The 15,790-nt window shown below is 68.9% G+C and carries 14 protein-coding genes and 1 pseudogene; 5 read left to right on the forward strand and 10 right to left on the reverse strand.

The genetic code is table 11. The features are described from left to right. Positions 1 to 129: pseudogene (locus tag H9634_RS09065) on the forward strand (acetyl-CoA C-acyltransferase); the annotation flags it as partial. Here H9634_RS09065 and H9634_RS09070 read toward each other — a convergent pair. Both H9634_RS09070 and H9634_RS09075 read right to left on the reverse strand, forming a co-directional pair. Continuing rightward, positions 109 to 930 (reverse strand): ABC transporter substrate-binding protein, encoded by an 822-nt coding sequence (locus H9634_RS09070; protein WP_191726361.1) that lies wholly within the window; start codon positions 928 to 930, stop codon positions 109 to 111. The pseudogene H9634_RS09065 and the gene H9634_RS09070 overlap by 21 nt on opposite strands. 231 nt (positions 931 to 1,161) lie before the next feature. Continuing rightward, positions 1,162 to 1,806, reverse strand: a complete 645-nt coding sequence (locus H9634_RS09075; protein ID WP_191726362.1) for a TetR/AcrR family transcriptional regulator — start codon at positions 1,804 to 1,806, stop codon at positions 1,162 to 1,164. A gap of 89 nt (positions 1,807 to 1,895) precedes the next feature. Between H9634_RS09075 and H9634_RS09080 the strand changes: the two genes are divergently transcribed. The 3 genes from H9634_RS09080 to H9634_RS09090 all read left to right on the forward strand — a co-directional run bounded on the left by H9634_RS09080 (position 1,896) and on the right by H9634_RS09090 (position 5,507). Further along, on the forward strand, positions 1,896 to 3,215 hold the full coding sequence (locus H9634_RS09080; RefSeq protein ID WP_191726363.1) for a DUF418 domain-containing protein: 1,320 nt from the start codon (positions 1,896 to 1,898) through the stop codon (positions 3,213 to 3,215). Between the two features lie 154 nt (positions 3,216 to 3,369). Continuing rightward, positions 3,370 to 4,674, forward strand: coding sequence for an NRAMP family divalent metal transporter (locus H9634_RS09085; RefSeq protein ID WP_191726364.1), 1,305 nt, complete (start codon positions 3,370 to 3,372; stop codon positions 4,672 to 4,674). Between the two features lie 2 nt (positions 4,675 to 4,676). Beyond that, complete coding sequence (locus H9634_RS09090; protein ID WP_191726365.1) at positions 4,677 to 5,507, forward strand: putative hydro-lyase; 831 nt, start codon at positions 4,677 to 4,679, stop codon at positions 5,505 to 5,507. 79 nt (positions 5,508 to 5,586) lie between these two features. Here the strand turns inward: H9634_RS09090 and H9634_RS09095 are convergent, their stop codons facing one another. From H9634_RS09095 to H9634_RS09125, 7 genes are all read right to left on the reverse strand, one after another. Beyond that, positions 5,587 to 6,834, reverse strand: coding sequence for a hypothetical protein (locus tag H9634_RS09095; RefSeq protein WP_191726366.1), 1,248 nt, complete (start codon positions 6,832 to 6,834; stop codon positions 5,587 to 5,589). A gap of 125 nt (positions 6,835 to 6,959) precedes the next feature. Then, a complete protein-coding gene (locus H9634_RS09100; protein ID WP_191726367.1) occupies positions 6,960 to 7,601 on the reverse strand; it encodes a GntR family transcriptional regulator in 642 nt (213 codons plus the stop codon). A 22-nt stretch (positions 7,602 to 7,623) separates the two neighbouring features. Then, the gene (locus H9634_RS09105; RefSeq protein ID WP_191726368.1) at positions 7,624 to 9,468 is read right to left on the reverse strand and encodes an ATP-binding protein; all 1,845 of its coding nucleotides are present in this window, start codon (positions 9,466 to 9,468) and stop codon (positions 7,624 to 7,626) included. After that, positions 9,465 to 11,069 carry a 5-oxoprolinase subunit B/C family protein gene (locus H9634_RS09110; RefSeq protein ID WP_225210781.1) on the reverse strand — a complete coding sequence of 535 codons (1,605 nt, stop codon included), beginning with the start codon at positions 11,067 to 11,069 and terminating at the stop codon, positions 9,465 to 9,467. The genes H9634_RS09105 and H9634_RS09110 overlap by 4 nt, the downstream gene beginning before the upstream one ends. Further along, on the reverse strand, positions 11,066 to 11,824 hold the full coding sequence (locus H9634_RS09115; protein WP_191726369.1) for a LamB/YcsF family protein: 759 nt from the start codon (positions 11,822 to 11,824) through the stop codon (positions 11,066 to 11,068). Before H9634_RS09115 ends, H9634_RS09110 begins: the two co-directional genes overlap by 4 nt. Before the next feature lie 148 nt (positions 11,825 to 11,972). Continuing rightward, positions 11,973 to 12,212, reverse strand: coding sequence for a TM2 domain-containing protein (locus H9634_RS09120; RefSeq protein ID WP_175293804.1), 240 nt, complete (start codon positions 12,210 to 12,212; stop codon positions 11,973 to 11,975). Between the two features lie 157 nt (positions 12,213 to 12,369). Next, a complete protein-coding gene (locus tag H9634_RS09125) occupies positions 12,370 to 12,855 on the reverse strand; it encodes a hypothetical protein (RefSeq protein WP_191726370.1) in 486 nt (161 codons plus the stop codon). A 140-nt stretch (positions 12,856 to 12,995) separates the two neighbouring features. On the opposite strand from H9634_RS09125, the gene H9634_RS09130 reads away from it, so the two are divergent. Further along, the gene (locus H9634_RS09130) at positions 12,996 to 13,586 is read left to right on the forward strand and encodes a TetR/AcrR family transcriptional regulator (protein WP_191726371.1); all 591 of its coding nucleotides are present in this window, start codon (positions 12,996 to 12,998) and stop codon (positions 13,584 to 13,586) included. 146 nt (positions 13,587 to 13,732) lie between these two features. On the opposite strand, the gene H9634_RS09135 is transcribed toward H9634_RS09130, so the two are convergent. Then, positions 13,733 to 15,331: an acetolactate synthase large subunit gene (locus H9634_RS09135; protein ID WP_191726372.1), complete on the reverse strand. Its 1,599-nt coding sequence runs from the start codon at positions 15,329 to 15,331 to the stop codon at positions 13,733 to 13,735. Positions 15,332 to 15,790: the final 459 nt, after the last annotated feature.

Genomic DNA, 15,790 nt, shown 5'->3' on the forward strand with positions numbered 1-15,790 from the left:
CCGATCGGCGCCTCCGGCGCACGCGTGGCCCTGACGCTCGCACTCGAACTCAAGCGCCGCGGCGGCGGCACCGGGGTGGCCCCCCGGGGGGGGGGGGGGGCAGCAGGATCAGGATCCGCGCTGGTCCTCCGGGACCTTCGCGGCATCGGCGACCTCGCCGAACCACTCTTCGACGAGCTTGTCGTACGAGCCGTCTTCGAACATCTCGCCGAGCATCGTGTTGAACTCATCGGCGAGTTCGGTGTTGCCCTTCTTGAACCCGGCGCCGAGTGCCTCGTCGGTGTCGTAGTCCTCGGCGAGCTCGAGCTTGTCGCTGGCCTGGGTGGCGGCGTAGATCGTCGAGAGGTTCGCGACCGCCGCGTCGATCTGACCCGAGGTGATCGCCTGGGTCAGCAGGCCGGAGTCCTCGAACTGCACGACCTTGGCACCGGCGTCCTTGGCATAGGACTCACCGGTGGTCGCCTGCTGGGCGCCGACCTCCTTGTCCTTGAGCTCGTCGAGGGACTTGATGCCGGAGTCCTTGGTGACCATGAGGCCGAGGTTGTCGAGCAGGTACTTGTGGGAGAAGTCGAACTTCGTCGCCCGCTCCTCGGTGATCGACATGCCCGACAGCGCCAGGTCGCACTGCGCGGTGTCAAGCGCCGAACCGGACTCGATGGCCTCGAAGCCGGTGGTGACGACGTCGAGTTCGAGGTCGAGGCGCTCGGAGAGCTTCTTGGCCAGGTCGATGTCGAAGCCGACGGTCTCGTTGTTCTCGTCGGTGAACTCGAACGGCTCATATGGGATGTCGGAGCACAGGGTCAGCTTGCCGCCGGAGACGGGCTGGAAGCCTTCGGCGCCATTGCCGTCGCCTCCGCCGCTGCCGCCGCAGGCGGACAGGACTAGGACTGATGCCGCCGTCAGGGCAGCAATGCTTAAGGATCGCTTCACGGAATTCCTCCTGGTTGCGGTGCGGTGAGGGTGTCACCGGGTGGTACGAACCCGGCGCCGGTGCTCCGGCGCCCACCGAAAGTGCGGTGTGCGGTTGAGCTTATCGTGAAGCATGTCACAAGTCATAGGCGGTTGTGCGGCACTGGTGATTGTGTCCAAATCGTGTCCGCTCATCCCCGCGCCCGAGGCGGTGGCTCACTCGGTGCCAATCACCGGTCCCAAGGCGGTGGTTCAGTCGGTGCCTGTCTCCGCTCTCGAGGCGGTGGTTCCGGTGGTCTCGGCTGCCTCTGCGGCGATCGCCGCGAGCGTCCGCTCAGCCAGGGCTGCCGCGCGGGTGCCGGTCATGAACTGCGGTTCGGTCACCCGGGCCACGGCGATGCCGTCGAAGGTCGCCAGCGCCCAGCCGGCGGCCGCCTCGGGAGCAGGGTGGCCGGGGTGGGCTCCCGTGATGAGCTGGCTCATGCGCTCACGCAGCTGGGCCCATGTGCGGGCGTGGATCTCAGCAAGCTCGGGGGTGACGCGGGAGAGGGCGACGAAGTCGAGCCAGATGCCGGCAGGAATGAGATCCTCGTCGCGGATCGAGCACAGCATGAACGCGAGGTGGCGCAGCATGCGGGCGGTCTGCCCGGCCTCCTCGGCAGGTGTGCCGGCGGGTTCGAAGGTGCCGATATAGGCCTCGATGTCAGCGGTGACAGCAGCCGAGATCGCCTCCATCGCTGCGGTCAGCATCGCGGCCTTGGTGGGGAAGTGGTGCTGGACGGCGCCGATCGACACCCCGGCCTCGCCTGCGACCGTGCGGACGGTGGCCTTGTCGATGCCGCCTCCGGCGATGGCGGCGACGATCGCGTCGATGATGTGGTCTCTGCTGGTGCTCATAGATCCTTCGCTGCTGGCGGGCGCGGTGCTTCCACGTCGGCAATACAAGTGTATTGCACGCGCGACCATACGACTGTATTGTTTTGGTTATGGAGACCTCCCCGACCCGCAGCGCCGCCGGCCCCGCCGCTTATCACGAGCGCTCAGGTGGCCCCGGCGGTCCAGCAGCTTCCGGTGGCACGGCTGCACGTGACGCCACTGCCGCTGCCCCTGCCCGCCGGCGCATCGCCGGACTCGACATCGCCCGCGGTGCCGCCGTGCTCGGCACGCTCGGCACCAACATCTGGCTCTTCACCCACCCCGCGGGACTGCTGGGCTACATCCTCGACCCAGCCGCAGGACTCGCCGAAGGAGGCCAGACGCTGGCCTTCCAGGTGCTCAGCTCCCTGAGCAACGGCAAGTTCCTCTCCCTGCTCATGATGATGTTCGGCATCGGCGTGTTCCTGCAGTTCACCGCCTGGCACAAACGCAGCGCGCGCCGCGGCTGGCTGCGCACCTACGCCCCGCGCGCCGGGCTCCTGTTCCTCGACGGGCTCATCAACTTCATCCTCATCGCCGAATTCGACGTGCTCATGGGCTATGCCGTCACCGGCTTCATCGTCGCCGGCATCATCGCCACCTCCCAGCGCAGCGCGCGCATCTGGGCCTGGGTGACCGGGGTCGTCCATGTGTTCGGTATCGGTCTGCTCAGCCTCCTGCTGCTCACCCAACCGGAAGGCAGCGGCGATGCCGGGTCTGAGCTCACCGGCCCGGCCGCCGGCTGGCCGCTGTGGCACGGCATCAACCCCTACCGCGAGGCCAGCTTCACCGAACTCGCTCTCTTCCGCCTCGACAACAGCCTCATCTTCCGCGCCGAACCGATCTTCACCCTCGCCATGGGCATCTGCCTCTTCCTCATCGGCGCCCGCCTGTTCGCCGGCGGCATCTTCACCCCAGACGGCGCCCGGCTGCGCCGCCGCTGCCTGCTCATCGGTGCCACCGCCGCACCTGTCGACCTGATGCTGGGCATTATCGGCTCCCCGGCGGCGATCTTCGCCCAGCGCTACCTCACCGCCAGCCTCGTCGCCATCGGCCTGCTCGCCCTCATCGCGCATGCCAGCCTGCACCGCTGGATCCCCCGAGCCATCGAGACCGCGTGCGCGGCCGCCGGGCGGATGTCGCTGAGCGTCTACGTCGGCCAGAACCTGCTCGCCGGCGCCCTGTTCCTCGGCTGGGGCCTCGACCTCACCGGCCGGTTCCCCGAGGCCCGCCTGGCACTGACCATCATCGGCTTCGTCATCGTGCTCGCCGCAGTCATCGCCTTCGCACTGGCCTGGCAGGCGATCGCCGCCCGCCGCGGCGTGCGCGGACCGGCCGCCCGCGGCCCACTCGAATGGCTCACCCACCTCGCACTGCAGAAGCTGACGTAACCAACCCAGCCACCGCCTCGGCGCCGGCGCGAACCGAACCGTCGTCCACACCCCCTCCCCTCGCGGCCTTTGTTGAACAATTGCTAGAGTGTGTCGCGTCACAGGGCAGCCACCGCACCGGTGCCGCCCGCGCCCACCCGAGCGAGGAAGCACGATGAGCAGCCACACCCCGGACCCCACGCCCGATCACACCGGCGCCCACACAGCCCAGCCAGGCGACACCGCCCCGGCAAACGGCACACAGGCCGATGCGAAGAAGGCCGTCACGATCGGGGCGACCGGCCGCACCGCGATCTTCGGGGCCATGTTCCTCATGGCCACCTCCTCGATCGGCCCGGGCTTCATCACCCAGACCTCGGTGTTCACCGTCCAGCTCGGCGTGGCCTTCGCCTTCGCGATCCTGGTCTCCGTGCTCGTCGACATCGCCATCCAGCTCAACGTCTGGCGGGTGCTCGGCGTCACCGGGCTGCGTGCCAACGAACTGGGCAACCGGGTGCTGCCGGGCATCGGCTGGGTGATGGCCGCCTTCGTCTTCGTCGGCGGGCTCATCTTCAACATCGGCAACATCGGCGGTGCCGGCCTGGGCACCAACGCGATGCTCGGCATCGACGCGAAGATCGGCGGCGCGGTCTCAGCGCTCATCGCGATCTTCATCTTCCTGTCCAAGCGCGCCGGCGTCGCACTCGACCGCATCGTCGTGGCGCTCGGCGCGATCATGATCCTGCTCATGCTCTACGTCGCGATCGTCTCCCAGCCGCCGGTCGGCGAGGCGCTGAAGAACACCGTGCTGCCCGAGGAGGTTGACTTCCTCGTCATCACCACCCTCATCGGCGGCACCGTCGGCGGCTACATCACCTTCGCCGGTGCTCACCGCCTCATCGACTCGAAGATCACCGGACGTGAGAACATCGGCCACATCACGCAGGTCTCGGTGCTCTCGATCATCATCACCGGTGTCATGCGCGTGCTGCTCTTCCTCGCCGTCCTCGGCGTCGTCGCAGGCGGTGTGACGCTGTCGCAGGACAACACCGCCGCCGACGCCTTCCTCGCCGCCGCCGGTGAGGTCGGCCTGCGCGTCTTCGGCGTCGTGCTGTGGGCCGCCGGCCTGACCTCGGTCATCGGCGCCTCGTACACCTCGATCAGCTTCGTCACCACCCAGCGCACCAGCCCACGGACCCGCAACCTGCTCACCATCGCGTTCATCGCCGTGTGCGCGACCGCCTTCCTCATCCTCGATCAGGCCCCGCAGACGCTGCTCATCTTCGCCGGCGCCTTCAACGGCCTCATCCTGCCGATCGGCTTCGCCGTCGTGCTGTGGGTCGCCTGGGCCCGCCGCGACCTGCTGCACGGCTACCGCTACCCGACGTGGCTCGCCGCCCTCGGCACGCTCACCTGGCTGCTGACGATCTGGCTGGGCTGGAACTCACTCACCGGCATCGCCGCCCTGTGGCAGGGATGACGATGGATTCCGTGCCCGAGGTCCCGGCTGGCACCGTGCCCGAGGCGCCTGCGGGCGGCGCATTCGCCTCGCCTGCCGCAGCGCGGGCGGCGTTCCGGGCCGGGCTCGTGCGTCCCACCTCGGGCCTGTGCCCGGGATACACGCAGGTCAACCTGCTCGCGGTGCCGCAGGAGTACGCCTTCGACTTCCTGCTCTTCGCCCAGCGCAACCCCAAGCCGATGCCCATCATCGGCGTGCTCGAGGCCGGGCAGACGAGTTCTGAGCTGCTGGCCGGAGGCGACATCCGCACCGATGTGCCCAGCTACCGCGTCTACCGCGACGGCGAACTGGCAGACACCTGCAGCGAGGCCACCGAGCTGTGGCGTGAGGACATGGTCGCCTTCCTCATCGGCTGCTCATTCACCTTCGAGTCTGCGCTGCTGGCAGCCGGGATCGAGATCGCCCACATCAGCCAGGGTGTCAACGTGCCGATGTACCGCACCTCGATTCCCACGGTCCCGGCCGGCATCTTCTCCGGCCCGCTCGTCGTGTCGATGCGCCCGCTGCCGGCCAGTCAGGTCGCTGAGGCGGTGCGGATCACCTCGCGCTATCCTGCTGTGCACGGAGCGCCCGTGCACATCGGCAACCCGGATGAGATCGGCATCTCCGACCTCGCCTCCCCGGACTACGGCGACGCGGTCGAGATCCCGGAGGGCCACATCCCGGTGTTCTGGGCCTGCGGTGTCACCCCGCAGGCGGCGCTGCTGGCAGCCCGGCCGAGCCTGGCGATCGCCCACGCCCCGGGACAGATGCTCATCACCGATGCCGCCGACAGCCGGTTCCAGGTGCCCTGAGGTGCCCTGCCGCCGGAGTCCTCAGCCGCCGGCTGGGCCCTCGACGGTTTCGCCATCGACTCCGGTGGAGGACACATGCTCACCGGTGGGAGTCTCGACGCGGGTGTGGGAGCGTGCCCCCGGAGGCGTAGACGTTGACGCGGATGAGGATCTGCTCGGGGCCGACCACATTTCGCGCAACCTGCGCTGTGCCCTTGTCAGGGTTGATGTCCTCGGCGGTGAAGCCCGCCTCATCGACCGCACGCCCATAGGCAGCGGAGATGACCGCCGCATCGACCTCGGCGAGTGCGATGAGCTCGTGGTCGCAGTCCGCTGATTCGCTCCAGATCCGGTCGCTGTTGAGCTTGACGATGTAGTCATCCTGCCCCGGCGCACCATCGGGCTTCGGCGCCTGCAACGACACATACTCATCAGAGACGAGCAGACGGCAGACGCCGGTGACGCCGGTGCGCTGGCTGAAGCGGGACAGCGCCGCCTCAAGGGCTTCGCCGTCTGTCAGCAGGTCAGCTCCGCCGAACCGGCCGGCTTGCACATCCTCGATCCCCGCGGACAGCCGCTGATAGAAGGGAGCCAACGAGAGCGCCAGGCCGAGGACGAACGCCACAACGGGCAGCAGCGGGCTGCGCCGCGGGCGCGCGCGGAACTCCGCGAGCCGAGGCAGGATCGGCCTGCGCGTCTGGGTGAGGCGCTCATCGTCGTAGCCCGTCGTCCAGAACGGCACCGCATCGAGGTTTCGCCTTGAGCTGTACGCGCCGGCTGAGCTGTAGGCGCCAGTCGAGCTGTAGGCGTCCGGCGCACTCGAGTAGCGCTCTGACCGGTCGGCGCCTGCCCAGCCGGGGTCAACCGTCGAATCGAGGCCGCCAGTACGGTCAGTGTCAGCGAGGCTGCCGTGCCGGTTGAACGCCACCCCGGGACGCCCTGGGGTGATCTGCACGATCGGGATGCGGGCGCCGACGGGGCGTGAGCCCAGCACCGGGTCGATGGCCTCGCTCATGATCGTGCGGTAGGGGCTGCCCTGGCCGGGTTCGACGTAGAGCACCTGCCGGTAGACGGGAAGATCCCCGATGCTCAGATCGGTGCGCTCGATCTCACGCACCTCGGCAGTGCCGGTCACTCCGCGGCGGAGTGCGAAGTCCAGCTGCCCGTCCGTCAGCGGTGCATCCTCACCGTTCCGGGCGAAGGTTGAGAGCACGGACAGCAGGATCGCGCCGATACTGGAGATGATCACCGGTGCGGTCGCCCATTCGCTGTCGAAGACGATGAGGGCGCACAGCCACCCGGCGGCGGCCCCGAAACCCAGCCCGGCCAGGAACCTCATGACGTTCATGCATCCACTCTCGCCCCGTCATCTAACCGCACGTGAACAGCCGGCGAATTCCCGGGGCAGGACGATCGCGCAGAACAGAGCGCGCCCCCATTGCGGTCAGCGACGCTGGCTGACCGGCTGGCGGCTCAGGCTCGGGCGAGCAGCTCGCGCACATCGGCGCGAGCACGCTGAAGATAGGCGCGCATCTCCGCAGCCGCCTCCACCCGCCGGCCCTCTACAGCCAGCTGTGCGATCGCGGCATTGAGTTCGACGTAGGGGAAGTGGAAGTTGTGCCGCTCAGCCGAACCGCGGATGAACACGAGCCGCATGAGCGCAAGCACTCGCACCATGACGGCATCGGCGTACACGGAGTTCGCCGAGGCGATGATCGCGGAGTGGAACCGCTGATTGGCATCACCGGTGCCGTGTGGATCGCCGGCTGCCATCGCCGCCCGGCCCTCCTCAACACAGCGCGTGAGAAGTGCCGCATCGAGGCGCTCCGACCACTGCAGTGCGGCCGGTTCGAGCAGTGAGCGGAACTGGTAGATCTCATCGACATCGCGGGTTTCGGGAAGCGTGACGCACACGCCGCGGTGCGGCCGGCGCGCCACCACCCCGAACTCCTGCAAGGAGATGAACGCCTCGCGCAGGGTGTTGCGGGATACATCGAGTCGGGCGGCGAGTTCCATTTCGTTGAGCTTCTCACCGGGCTGCAGCATGCCGGTCGAGATCTCATCGAGCAGCGTGTGCATCACGCGCTGCGGTGCGGACACATAGTTCTCGGTCACGGCACCATCGTAGAATACTCGTTCAGGATATCCGGGCGAGGGTCTGACCTGCGGACACTTCGTCGCCAGCAGCCAGTGATCGGCAGACGATCGTCCCGCCTGCCGGGGCTGTGATGTTGGATTCCATCTTCATCGCCTCGATCACCGCGACTGTCTGGCCCTCCTCGACCGTGTCGCCGTCTGCCACCTTCCACGTGACGAAGCTGCCGGCATACGGGCTTGTGACCTCCGCTCCCGAGGCGCCGGTCGCCTGGGAGCCGTCAGCCGCCTGGGAGCTGCGGGCCGCGTCGTCCCACCCGCCCGAACCCTGAGCGGACGGGCTCTCACCTGCAGACGCCTCGGTGCTGGCAGCGGAGAGCCGGTTGAGCAGCTCGGCCGGCAAGCCGATCTCGACCCGGCGGCCGTCGAGCTCGATGCCGAAACGGGTGAGGGGCCGCCCTGCCTGGTGATCGGCGAAGGCGGCAGTGCGTTCGAACTGCTCGGCGAAGTCGCTTTCGATCCACGTCGTGTGCACGGCGAAGGACTCGGCGAAATCGGGATGGTCCAGCACCGCCTGATGGAACGGCACAACGGTGGCGACTCCCTCGATGACGAGTTCGCGCAGCGCCTGCCGGGCACGCGTGATCGCCTGGTCGCGGTCGGCGCCGAAGACGATGAGCTTGGCCATCATCGAGTCATAGGCACCCGGGATCGTCGACCCGCTCGTGACCCCGGTGTCGACGCGGATGCCCGGGCCGGTCGGGGCCTCGAATCGGGTGATGGTGCCCGGGCAGGGGACATAGCCGTTGGCGACGTCTTCGGCGTTGAGCCGGTACTCGATCGCATGCCCGAGCTGCGGCACAGTGATCTCGCTGTCCCCACCTGCGGCATTGCCGTCAGAAGCATCGCCGTCGGCGAAGGATAGTGGCAGGCCGGCGGCGATCCGGAACTGCTCGCCGACAAGATCGACGCCGGTCGTCATCTCGGTCACCGGATGCTCGACTTGCAGGCGCGTATTGACCTCCAGGAAGCTGATGGTGCCGTCTTCGGCGATGAGGAACTCGACCGTACCGGCGCCGACGTACCCGGCAGCCTGGCAGATCTTGACCGCGCCCTCACGGATCGTCGCCTCCTGTTCGGAGGTGAGGAACGGTGCCGGTGCCTCCTCGACGAGCTTCTGGTTGCGCCGCTGCAGCGAGCAGTCCCGTAGCCCGATCACGACCGTGTTCCCGTGCGTGTCCGCCAGGATCTGCGCCTCGACGTGCCGGGGGCGGACGAGGAATTTCTCGACAAAGCACTCACCGCGGCCGAACGCGGCCACCGCCTCGCGCCCGGCGGCCGCGAAAGCATCCTCGACGTCATCGAGCTCATGGACGACTTTGAGGCCGCGTCCGCCGCCACCGTAGGCAGCCTTGATCGCAATCGGCAGCCCGTGCTCCTCAGCGAAGGCGTGCGCCTCCTCCCAGTCCTCGACCGGGCCATCGGAACCGGGCGCGAGCGGGGCGTCGACGGAGAGTGCGATCTCGCGGGCGGTGACCTTGTTGCCCAGCTTCTCGATCACCTCAGGTGACGGGCCGATCCACGTCAGTCCCGCCTCGGCGACGGCGGCGGCGAACTCAGCGTTCTCGGCGAGGAACCCGTAGCCGGGGTGGACGGCCTCGACACCGGCGCGCAGCGCGGTTTCGATGAGGGCCGGGATGTTCATGTACGTCTCGGCCGGGGCGGTGCCCGGCAGCCGGTAGGCCTCGTCGGCGATGCGGGTGTGCAGGGCCTCGGCGTCGGCATCGGAGTACACGGCCACTGAGCGCAGCCCGTGGTCGGCTGCCGCGCGGGCGATGCGCACGGCGATCTCCCCGCGGTTGGCGATGAGCACGGAAGCAAGCGTCATGACGGTTCTCCTGGCAGGTCGGCGGCGTGGATGGTGAAGCGCACCTCGGCACCCGGCGGCAGCTGGGCGGCGAGGTCGAGGTCTTCGGCGATGACGGTGGCGATGACCGGATACCCGCCGGTCACCGGATGGTCGACGAGGAACAGCACCGGCTGGCCCTCCGGCGGCACCTGGATCGCGCCGGAGACCATGCCCTCACTCGCAAGCTCCCCGGTGTCCTCGGCCCGGCGCAGCGGCCGGCCGTCCGCGCCGGCATGCAGGCGCATGGCGATGCGGTTGGACTCCTGGCTGACCGTCCACACCTGGCCGGTCAGCGTCTCCATTTCACCAGGAGCGCACCAGTCCTCGCGCGGCCCGGGCACCACCCGCAGCGTCGCGGACATGAGGTGACTGTCCGGTAGAGTCGCAGGCTCCGGTCCGCCGACGGCGCCGACATCGGGGGTGACGGGAACCTTGAGCTGCTGGCCGGCACTGATCGGCTCGGGGCCGAGCCGGGAGAGCGTGTCGGTCGCCGTCGAGCCGAGCACCTCGCTGGTGACGAACCCGCCGCGGACCGCAAGATAGCTGCGGATCCCGTGCGTCGGCGCACCGATCTCGACACTCTCACCGGCCGGGACGACGAGCGGGGTGCGCAGCGGGGCGGGCTGCCCGCCGACGGTGACCGGCGCCTCGGCTCCGGTGACGGCCAGGGTGAGGTCGGTCTCGGCACGCAGCCCGAACCCGCCGAAGAGGCATTCGATGACGGTGGCGTCGCCGCGGTTGCCGACGATCCGGTTGGCCTGCCGGGCTGAGGCGCGGTCGAGCACCCCGGAGGTCGGCACGCCGGTGTCGCCGTGGCCGGTGCGCCCGCGGTCCTGGAACAGCGCCTGCAGGCCCACGGCGGTGACGGTCGCGGCCGGGCGGGCAGGCTGGCTCGCCGGCGCCGAGGCGGTGGCCGGGGAGAGCGTGATCTCCTCGCTGACGGCCCGGTAGCGGATCTCATCACCCGGGCTGATGCGGTTGGGCGGGTCCGCGCCGAGGTCCCACACCGGGGTGGGGGAGGAGCCGAGCAGCTGCCAGCCGCCGGGTGAGTCGATCGGGTAGACGGCGGAGAACGGCCCGGCCAGGGCGACGGAGCCGCGCGGCACCTTGGTGCGCGGGGAGGCCCGGCGCGGGGTGTCCCAGCCGCTGCCGGCGGCGGTGCAGTAGGCGAAGCCGGGGGAGAACCCGCCGAAGGCGGCCAGCCAGTCCTCGCTCGTGTGCCGGTCGATGAGTGCTTCAGTCGAGATGCCGTAGTGCTCGGCGACTGCCTGGAGGTCCTCACCGTTGTAGACGACGTCGATGTCGATGCGTTTGTGCGCACCGGCGGCCGCGTCATCGGGGGTCAGTGCGCGCAGGGCGGTCAGGGCTGTGTCGAGGCCGCGGCGGGTGGCGGCTTTGAACAGCAGCGTGCGGGCGGCGGCGATGACCTCGATCTGCGCGTCGAGCGGGTGGGCGCTCAGATGCGCGTGCCAGGCCATGACGGTGGCGGTGTCGGGCAGTTCGATGAGCACCGAGCGGGTGCCCATGAGCCGGAACTCCGGGGTGCTGGTTACTGCGCCGGGCTGGTCGGCCGGGCTCATGCGAAGCTCGTGACCGACACGCCGGCTTCGTCGAGGGCCTCGCGGATGGCTTTGGCCATCTCGACGGCGCCCGGCGAGTCGCCGTGCACGCAGATCGACTGGGCGTCGACGCGCAGGGTCGAGCCGTCGCGGGCGGTGACCGTGCCCGAGGTGGCCATCTCGATGACCCGGGAGCGGACAGCATCGATATCGGTGACGACCGCATCGTCCTCGGAGCGGGAGACGAGCGTGCCGTCGGGGTTGTAATTGCGGTCGGCGAAGGCCTCGGTGATGACCTGCAGGCCGGCCTTGACGGCCATCTCCGCGGCGATCGAACCGGGCAGCAGGAGGAGCGGGACGCTGCGGGAGAAGGCGCGCAGGCCGTCGATGACCGCCTGAGCGTGCTCGGCATTGCGCACGAGCGCGTTGTACAGCGCGCCGTGGGGTTTGACGTAGCGGACCTCGGAGCCGTGCGAGCGGGCGATCGCGTCGAGGGCGCCGATCTGGTAGAGCACCTCGTCGGCCAGCTGCTTGGGGTCGTAGTCGATGAATCGGCGGCCGAATCCCGACGGGTCGTTGTAGGCCGGGTGCGCCCCGATCGTCACGCCGCGGGCGGCGGCCTGGCTGACGGTGGCCGAGATGCCGTGGGGGCTGCCGGCGTGGAAGCCGCAGGCGACATTGGCCGAGGAGACGACGTCGAGGATCGCCTCGTCATCGCCGACGGGGATGCCGGCGACCGATTCGCCCAGGTCGGAGTTGACGTCGATGCTGCTCATAGCTTCTCCTCCAGTTCGCCTCGGCGGGCCGCACTCCCCTGATCGTTGTTGAACAATTCTACGGGATGCGGGCCGGTGTGGGGCCGGGAGGGGCTGGGGAAAACGGCCGGCACCGCAGGCGGTGGCTCAGCCGATGGGGTGCCGGGTCTCAGTAGCCGGCGGCGCGGCGGGCCCGGCGCGCGTTCACCCGGCGGGTCTCTCCGCGGATGGTGAAGCAGGAGATGACGGTGCCGACGAAGAAGAATCCGCCGGTGAAGAGGAACAGCAGACCCATGACGATCTTGCCGATGTAGAAGTACTGCAGGCCTGCGATGAGGACGAAGCCGAGGAGGGTGAGGACGAGGGCGAGGCCGGGATCCTTGGCCGGTTCGGTGGCGTAGGGCGACATGTGAGCTCCTTTCGCGAACAGGTGCGCGTGGTGGTGCTCTTCCAAGTCTGCCCTATCGTCATCCGAACCGGCTGGAAGCGACGCGTCCTGGACGGAGCTGCTGGCCGGTCGGCAGTGCCGAGGCGGCTGGGTCTGCTGTGCCGGCTGGCCGGGTGCCTCAGCCGAGCAGCCGCACGCCGGCCAGCGCAAGCCCGCCGAAGAGCACGCCCCAGGCGATGATCGACACGATCTGCCAGACCGCCACCGCATTGCGGGAGGCGCCGAAGGAGACCATCGCCATCGAGGTGATCTGGCTGGGCAGCACGGTCTGGCCGAGCAGGCTGACGCCTGGCACGCCCCACCGGTCGAAGGCGCGCCGGAGCCTGGCCCGCTTCGGAGACTCGGCCCGCTTCCGGGCATCAGCCGGCTTCCGCGCCGTCACCCAGGCGCGGAGTGTGTGAGCACCGTAGACGAGGGCGAGCATCGACAGCACATTGCCGACGATCGCGGCCGGAATCGCGACGACGGGATGGACGCCGGCGACGATGCCGATGACCGAGCCGAAGTACGACTCGACGAACGGCAGTGCGGAGATGAGGATGATGCCGGCCCAGCGGGCCCACATCGGCAGCGAGGTGGTGAATTCCTGGAGTGCTTCGAACATGGGTCTCTCTTTCGTGAGGGGCTGCACTCGTCTAGTACAGCGTGCTAGTTCAGTGTACTAGTACGGTGTGCTAAATTGTCAAGTGTCGATCGAAAGTCGTGAACGAAGCGCTGGAAGAGGCGCGTGGCGGGAGGAGTCCGATGGCTGACAGGCGGGAGCAGATCGTCGAGGCTGCCCTTGAGCTCGTCGAGTCCGGTGGGCCGGGAGCTGCGAGCGTGCGCGCTGTCGCCGAGCGCGCCGGCATCGGCGCGAGCACGCTGCGGTACTACTTCCCGACCCAGAGTGCGCTCATGCGCGCAGTGGCTGAGCGGGCCTATTCGCGTGAGGTGCCCGATCTCGACATCGCGAACTCCTCACGGGATCCAGCCGAGCGGCTGACCGAGTGCATGCTGCAGTTCCTGCCGCATGATGATGAATCGACGCGCTCGCTGCTCGGCATCTGGGTCACCCAGATGTCCAATGCCTTCGGCCCGGAGGCTGATGACTCCAGTACGCGGATGCTCTCACGGCTCTACGAGATCGGGCTGGCCAGGATCGAGTCATGGCTGCACGTCCTCGCCGCCGAAGGGCATCTTGCCGAAGTGGACATCCCCGACCGCGCCTCGCTGCTGAGCGCGGCCTGCGATGGACTCATGCCGCAGTTCGGCGCCACCGACCTGGAGCTGACGCTCGATGCCGCCCGCCGGCGACTGCGCTGGCTGTGCGGGGCCGTGCTCGACCGCACGCCCTGAACCCGGCGCGCGTGCCACGCAGCGCCCGGGGGAAGGGCACCCGAGAAGAGAAGAACCCCGGTTCGCGCGATCGCGCGCAAACCGGGGTCTGGAGGCCTCAGCTCAGAGGGCTCAGGGGCCCAGACGGTTCAGCGGCCTCAGCGGGCTCAGACCATCACTTCGATCAGCCGCGGTCCCGGCTCAGCCAGCGCCTCGGAGAACGCGGCGTCGAGCTGCTCGACCGTTTCAACGCGGCGAGCCGGCACACCCATCCCCTCGGACACGGCCGACCAGTTCGGCACCGGAGCGCTGAGGTCGAGCAGTGCGCTTGCCTTCGGGCCGAAGTCCGGCACCCCGACATTGGCCATCTCATTGCGCAGGATCTGGTACTTGGCATTGTTGAAGATGAGCGTGACGACGTTGAGGCCCTCGCGCGCCTGCGTCCACAGCGCCTGCGGCTGGTACAGGCCCGAGCCATCGCTTTCGAGCGTGATGACCGGCCGGTCCGGGCAGGCGATCGCGGCTCCTGCGGCCACCGGCATCGCATAGCCGATCGACCCGCCGGTGCCGGAGAACCAGTCGTGCGGACGCGCCGTGACGGTCTGCGCCCAGAAGCTCGCGCCGGTCGTGATCGACTCATCGACGACGATCGCGCCCTCAGGGATCGCATTGCCGAGGAACGCGCCGATCTTCTCCGGGGTGATCGTCCCGCTCGGCATGCCCGGCAGAGACAGCTCAGCAGTCTGACCGCGGCCCTCAGCGGTGCCGGCGCCGGAGGCGATCCCATCACCGGTGACATCCGCATCGGTGGCGCCGACCGCCTCGGCGAGGGCCTCCAAGGCGGCGAGCGTATCGCCTTCGCGCGGGCAGATCTCGAAGAAGGTCGTGCCGGCGGCAGTGAGCACGCTCGACTTGTCCGGGTAGGCGAAGAACGCCACCGGCGCCTTCGAGTCGATGAGGATGACCGCATCGAAGTTGGCGAGCAGCTCCTGGGACGGCTCGACCGGGTACGGCACCTTCGTCGTCGTCACCCGCCCGGCGCCGCGCTCGGTGCGCGGGGTGAAGGTGTCAGACAGCAGGTGCGCGCCGGTGGCGGCAGCGATCCGCCCGGCCACGGCGAGCTGCTCGGCCCGGACGGCACGCCCGCCCATGAGGATCGCCGTGCGCGCACCGGAGGCGCGCAGGCGCTCGGCGGCGGCATCGATGACGCGCTCGTCGAGGACCGGACGCGGCAGGGCGGCGGCAGTCGGCACGGCCGGGTCACCGGTGACCGGATTCCAGGCCGTATCAGCCGGCAGGATGAGTGAGGCGACGCGACCGGCCTCGGCCTGGCTGATGGCATCGGCGGTGTCGGCTGCGATGGTGTCCGGCGACGGAGAGCTGCGCACCCAGTGGCTGAAGGGGCGCGCGGTGCCTTCGATGTCGGACGTCAGCGGCGCATCGAGATCGCGGTGGTAGGTGGCGTGGTCGCCGATGACATTGACGATCCCTGCCCGGGCGCGCAGCGCGTTGTGCATGTTCGACAGGCCGTTGGCCAGGCCGGGCCCGAGGTGGAGGAGGGTCGCGGCCGGGCGATCGGTCATGCGCGAGTAGCCATCAGCCGCGCCGGTGACCGTGCCCTCGAACAGCCCGAGCACACCGCGGATCTTCGTCGCCTTGTCCAAGGCGGCCACGAAGTGCATCTCCGAGGTGCCGGGATTGGCGAAGCACACCTCGATGTCGTTGTGCTCAAGGGTGGCCAGGAGTCTGTCGGCGCCGTTGGTCATCGGTCCTCTGCTTTCTCTCATCAGCTGGCGCTGCGTGTCTCAGCTGAAGCTGCGTTGTCACTGCTGCGGGTCGGCTGCGCCGGCGGTCGGCGGGGCTTCGGATCGACCGGCCGGGACCCGCATGTCAAGGGCCGGCGGCGCGGCGGTGGGCTGCCGTGCGGCTGACAGCTCTCATCTCATCACTGCGTTGCTGTCCCCGCAAGACGCCAGGCGGAGTGAGCTCTCGACTCGATCCGACGCCCAATGCGCTCATCAGCAATCATGCTTTACCGGCATGGAATCAATCATGCTCTACTGGCATGGAATATACCTAAAAGCGGCGTTTGGTGTGCATCACCGCAGGCCACTGCGGTCGGGAGCCGTGGCATGTGTTGTTTGTTGGCCGAGCTCCGGCTTCACCTGCGAATCCGCCGCCGCATCCGCGACGTCGTCGTCCTCAGCTCCCTGGCTGTCGCGTCA

It is taken from the genome of Brevibacterium gallinarum, from assembly GCF_014836885.1.
Lineage (GTDB): Bacteria > Actinomycetota > Actinomycetes > Actinomycetales > Brevibacteriaceae > Brevibacterium > Brevibacterium gallinarum.

What these genes read in the sequence shown, in the direction of transcription:
- H9634_RS09075 (WP_191726362.1), bottom strand. Translation starts at nt 1,806, where the DNA reads ATGAGCACCAGCAGAGACCACATCATCGACGCGATCGTCGCCGCCATC.
- H9634_RS09080 (WP_191726363.1), top strand. Translation starts at nt 1,896, where the DNA reads ATGGAGACCTCCCCGACCCGCAGCGCCGCCGGCCCCGCCGCTTATCAC.
- H9634_RS09085 (WP_191726364.1), top strand. Translation starts at nt 3,370, where the DNA reads ATGAGCAGCCACACCCCGGACCCCACGCCCGATCACACCGGCGCCCAC.
- H9634_RS09090 (WP_191726365.1), top strand. Translation starts at nt 4,677, where the DNA reads ATGGATTCCGTGCCCGAGGTCCCGGCTGGCACCGTGCCCGAGGCGCCT.
- H9634_RS09095 (WP_191726366.1), bottom strand. Translation starts at nt 6,834, where the DNA reads ATGAACGTCATGAGGTTCCTGGCCGGGCTGGGTTTCGGGGCCGCCGCC.
- H9634_RS09105 (WP_191726368.1), bottom strand. Translation starts at nt 9,468, where the DNA reads ATGACGCTTGCTTCCGTGCTCATCGCCAACCGCGGGGAGATCGCCGTG.
- H9634_RS09110 (WP_225210781.1), bottom strand. Translation starts at nt 11,069, where the DNA reads ATGAGCCCGGCCGACCAGCCCGGCGCAGTAACCAGCACCCCGGAGTTC.
- H9634_RS09115 (WP_191726369.1), bottom strand. Translation starts at nt 11,824, where the DNA reads ATGAGCAGCATCGACGTCAACTCCGACCTGGGCGAATCGGTCGCCGGC.
- H9634_RS09120 (WP_175293804.1), bottom strand. Translation starts at nt 12,212, where the DNA reads ATGTCGCCCTACGCCACCGAACCGGCCAAGGATCCCGGCCTCGCCCTC.
- H9634_RS09125 (WP_191726370.1), bottom strand. Translation starts at nt 12,855, where the DNA reads ATGTTCGAAGCACTCCAGGAATTCACCACCTCGCTGCCGATGTGGGCC.
- H9634_RS09130 (WP_191726371.1), top strand. Translation starts at nt 12,996, where the DNA reads ATGGCTGACAGGCGGGAGCAGATCGTCGAGGCTGCCCTTGAGCTCGTC.
- H9634_RS09135 (WP_191726372.1), bottom strand. Translation starts at nt 15,331, where the DNA reads ATGACCAACGGCGCCGACAGACTCCTGGCCACCCTTGAGCACAACGAC.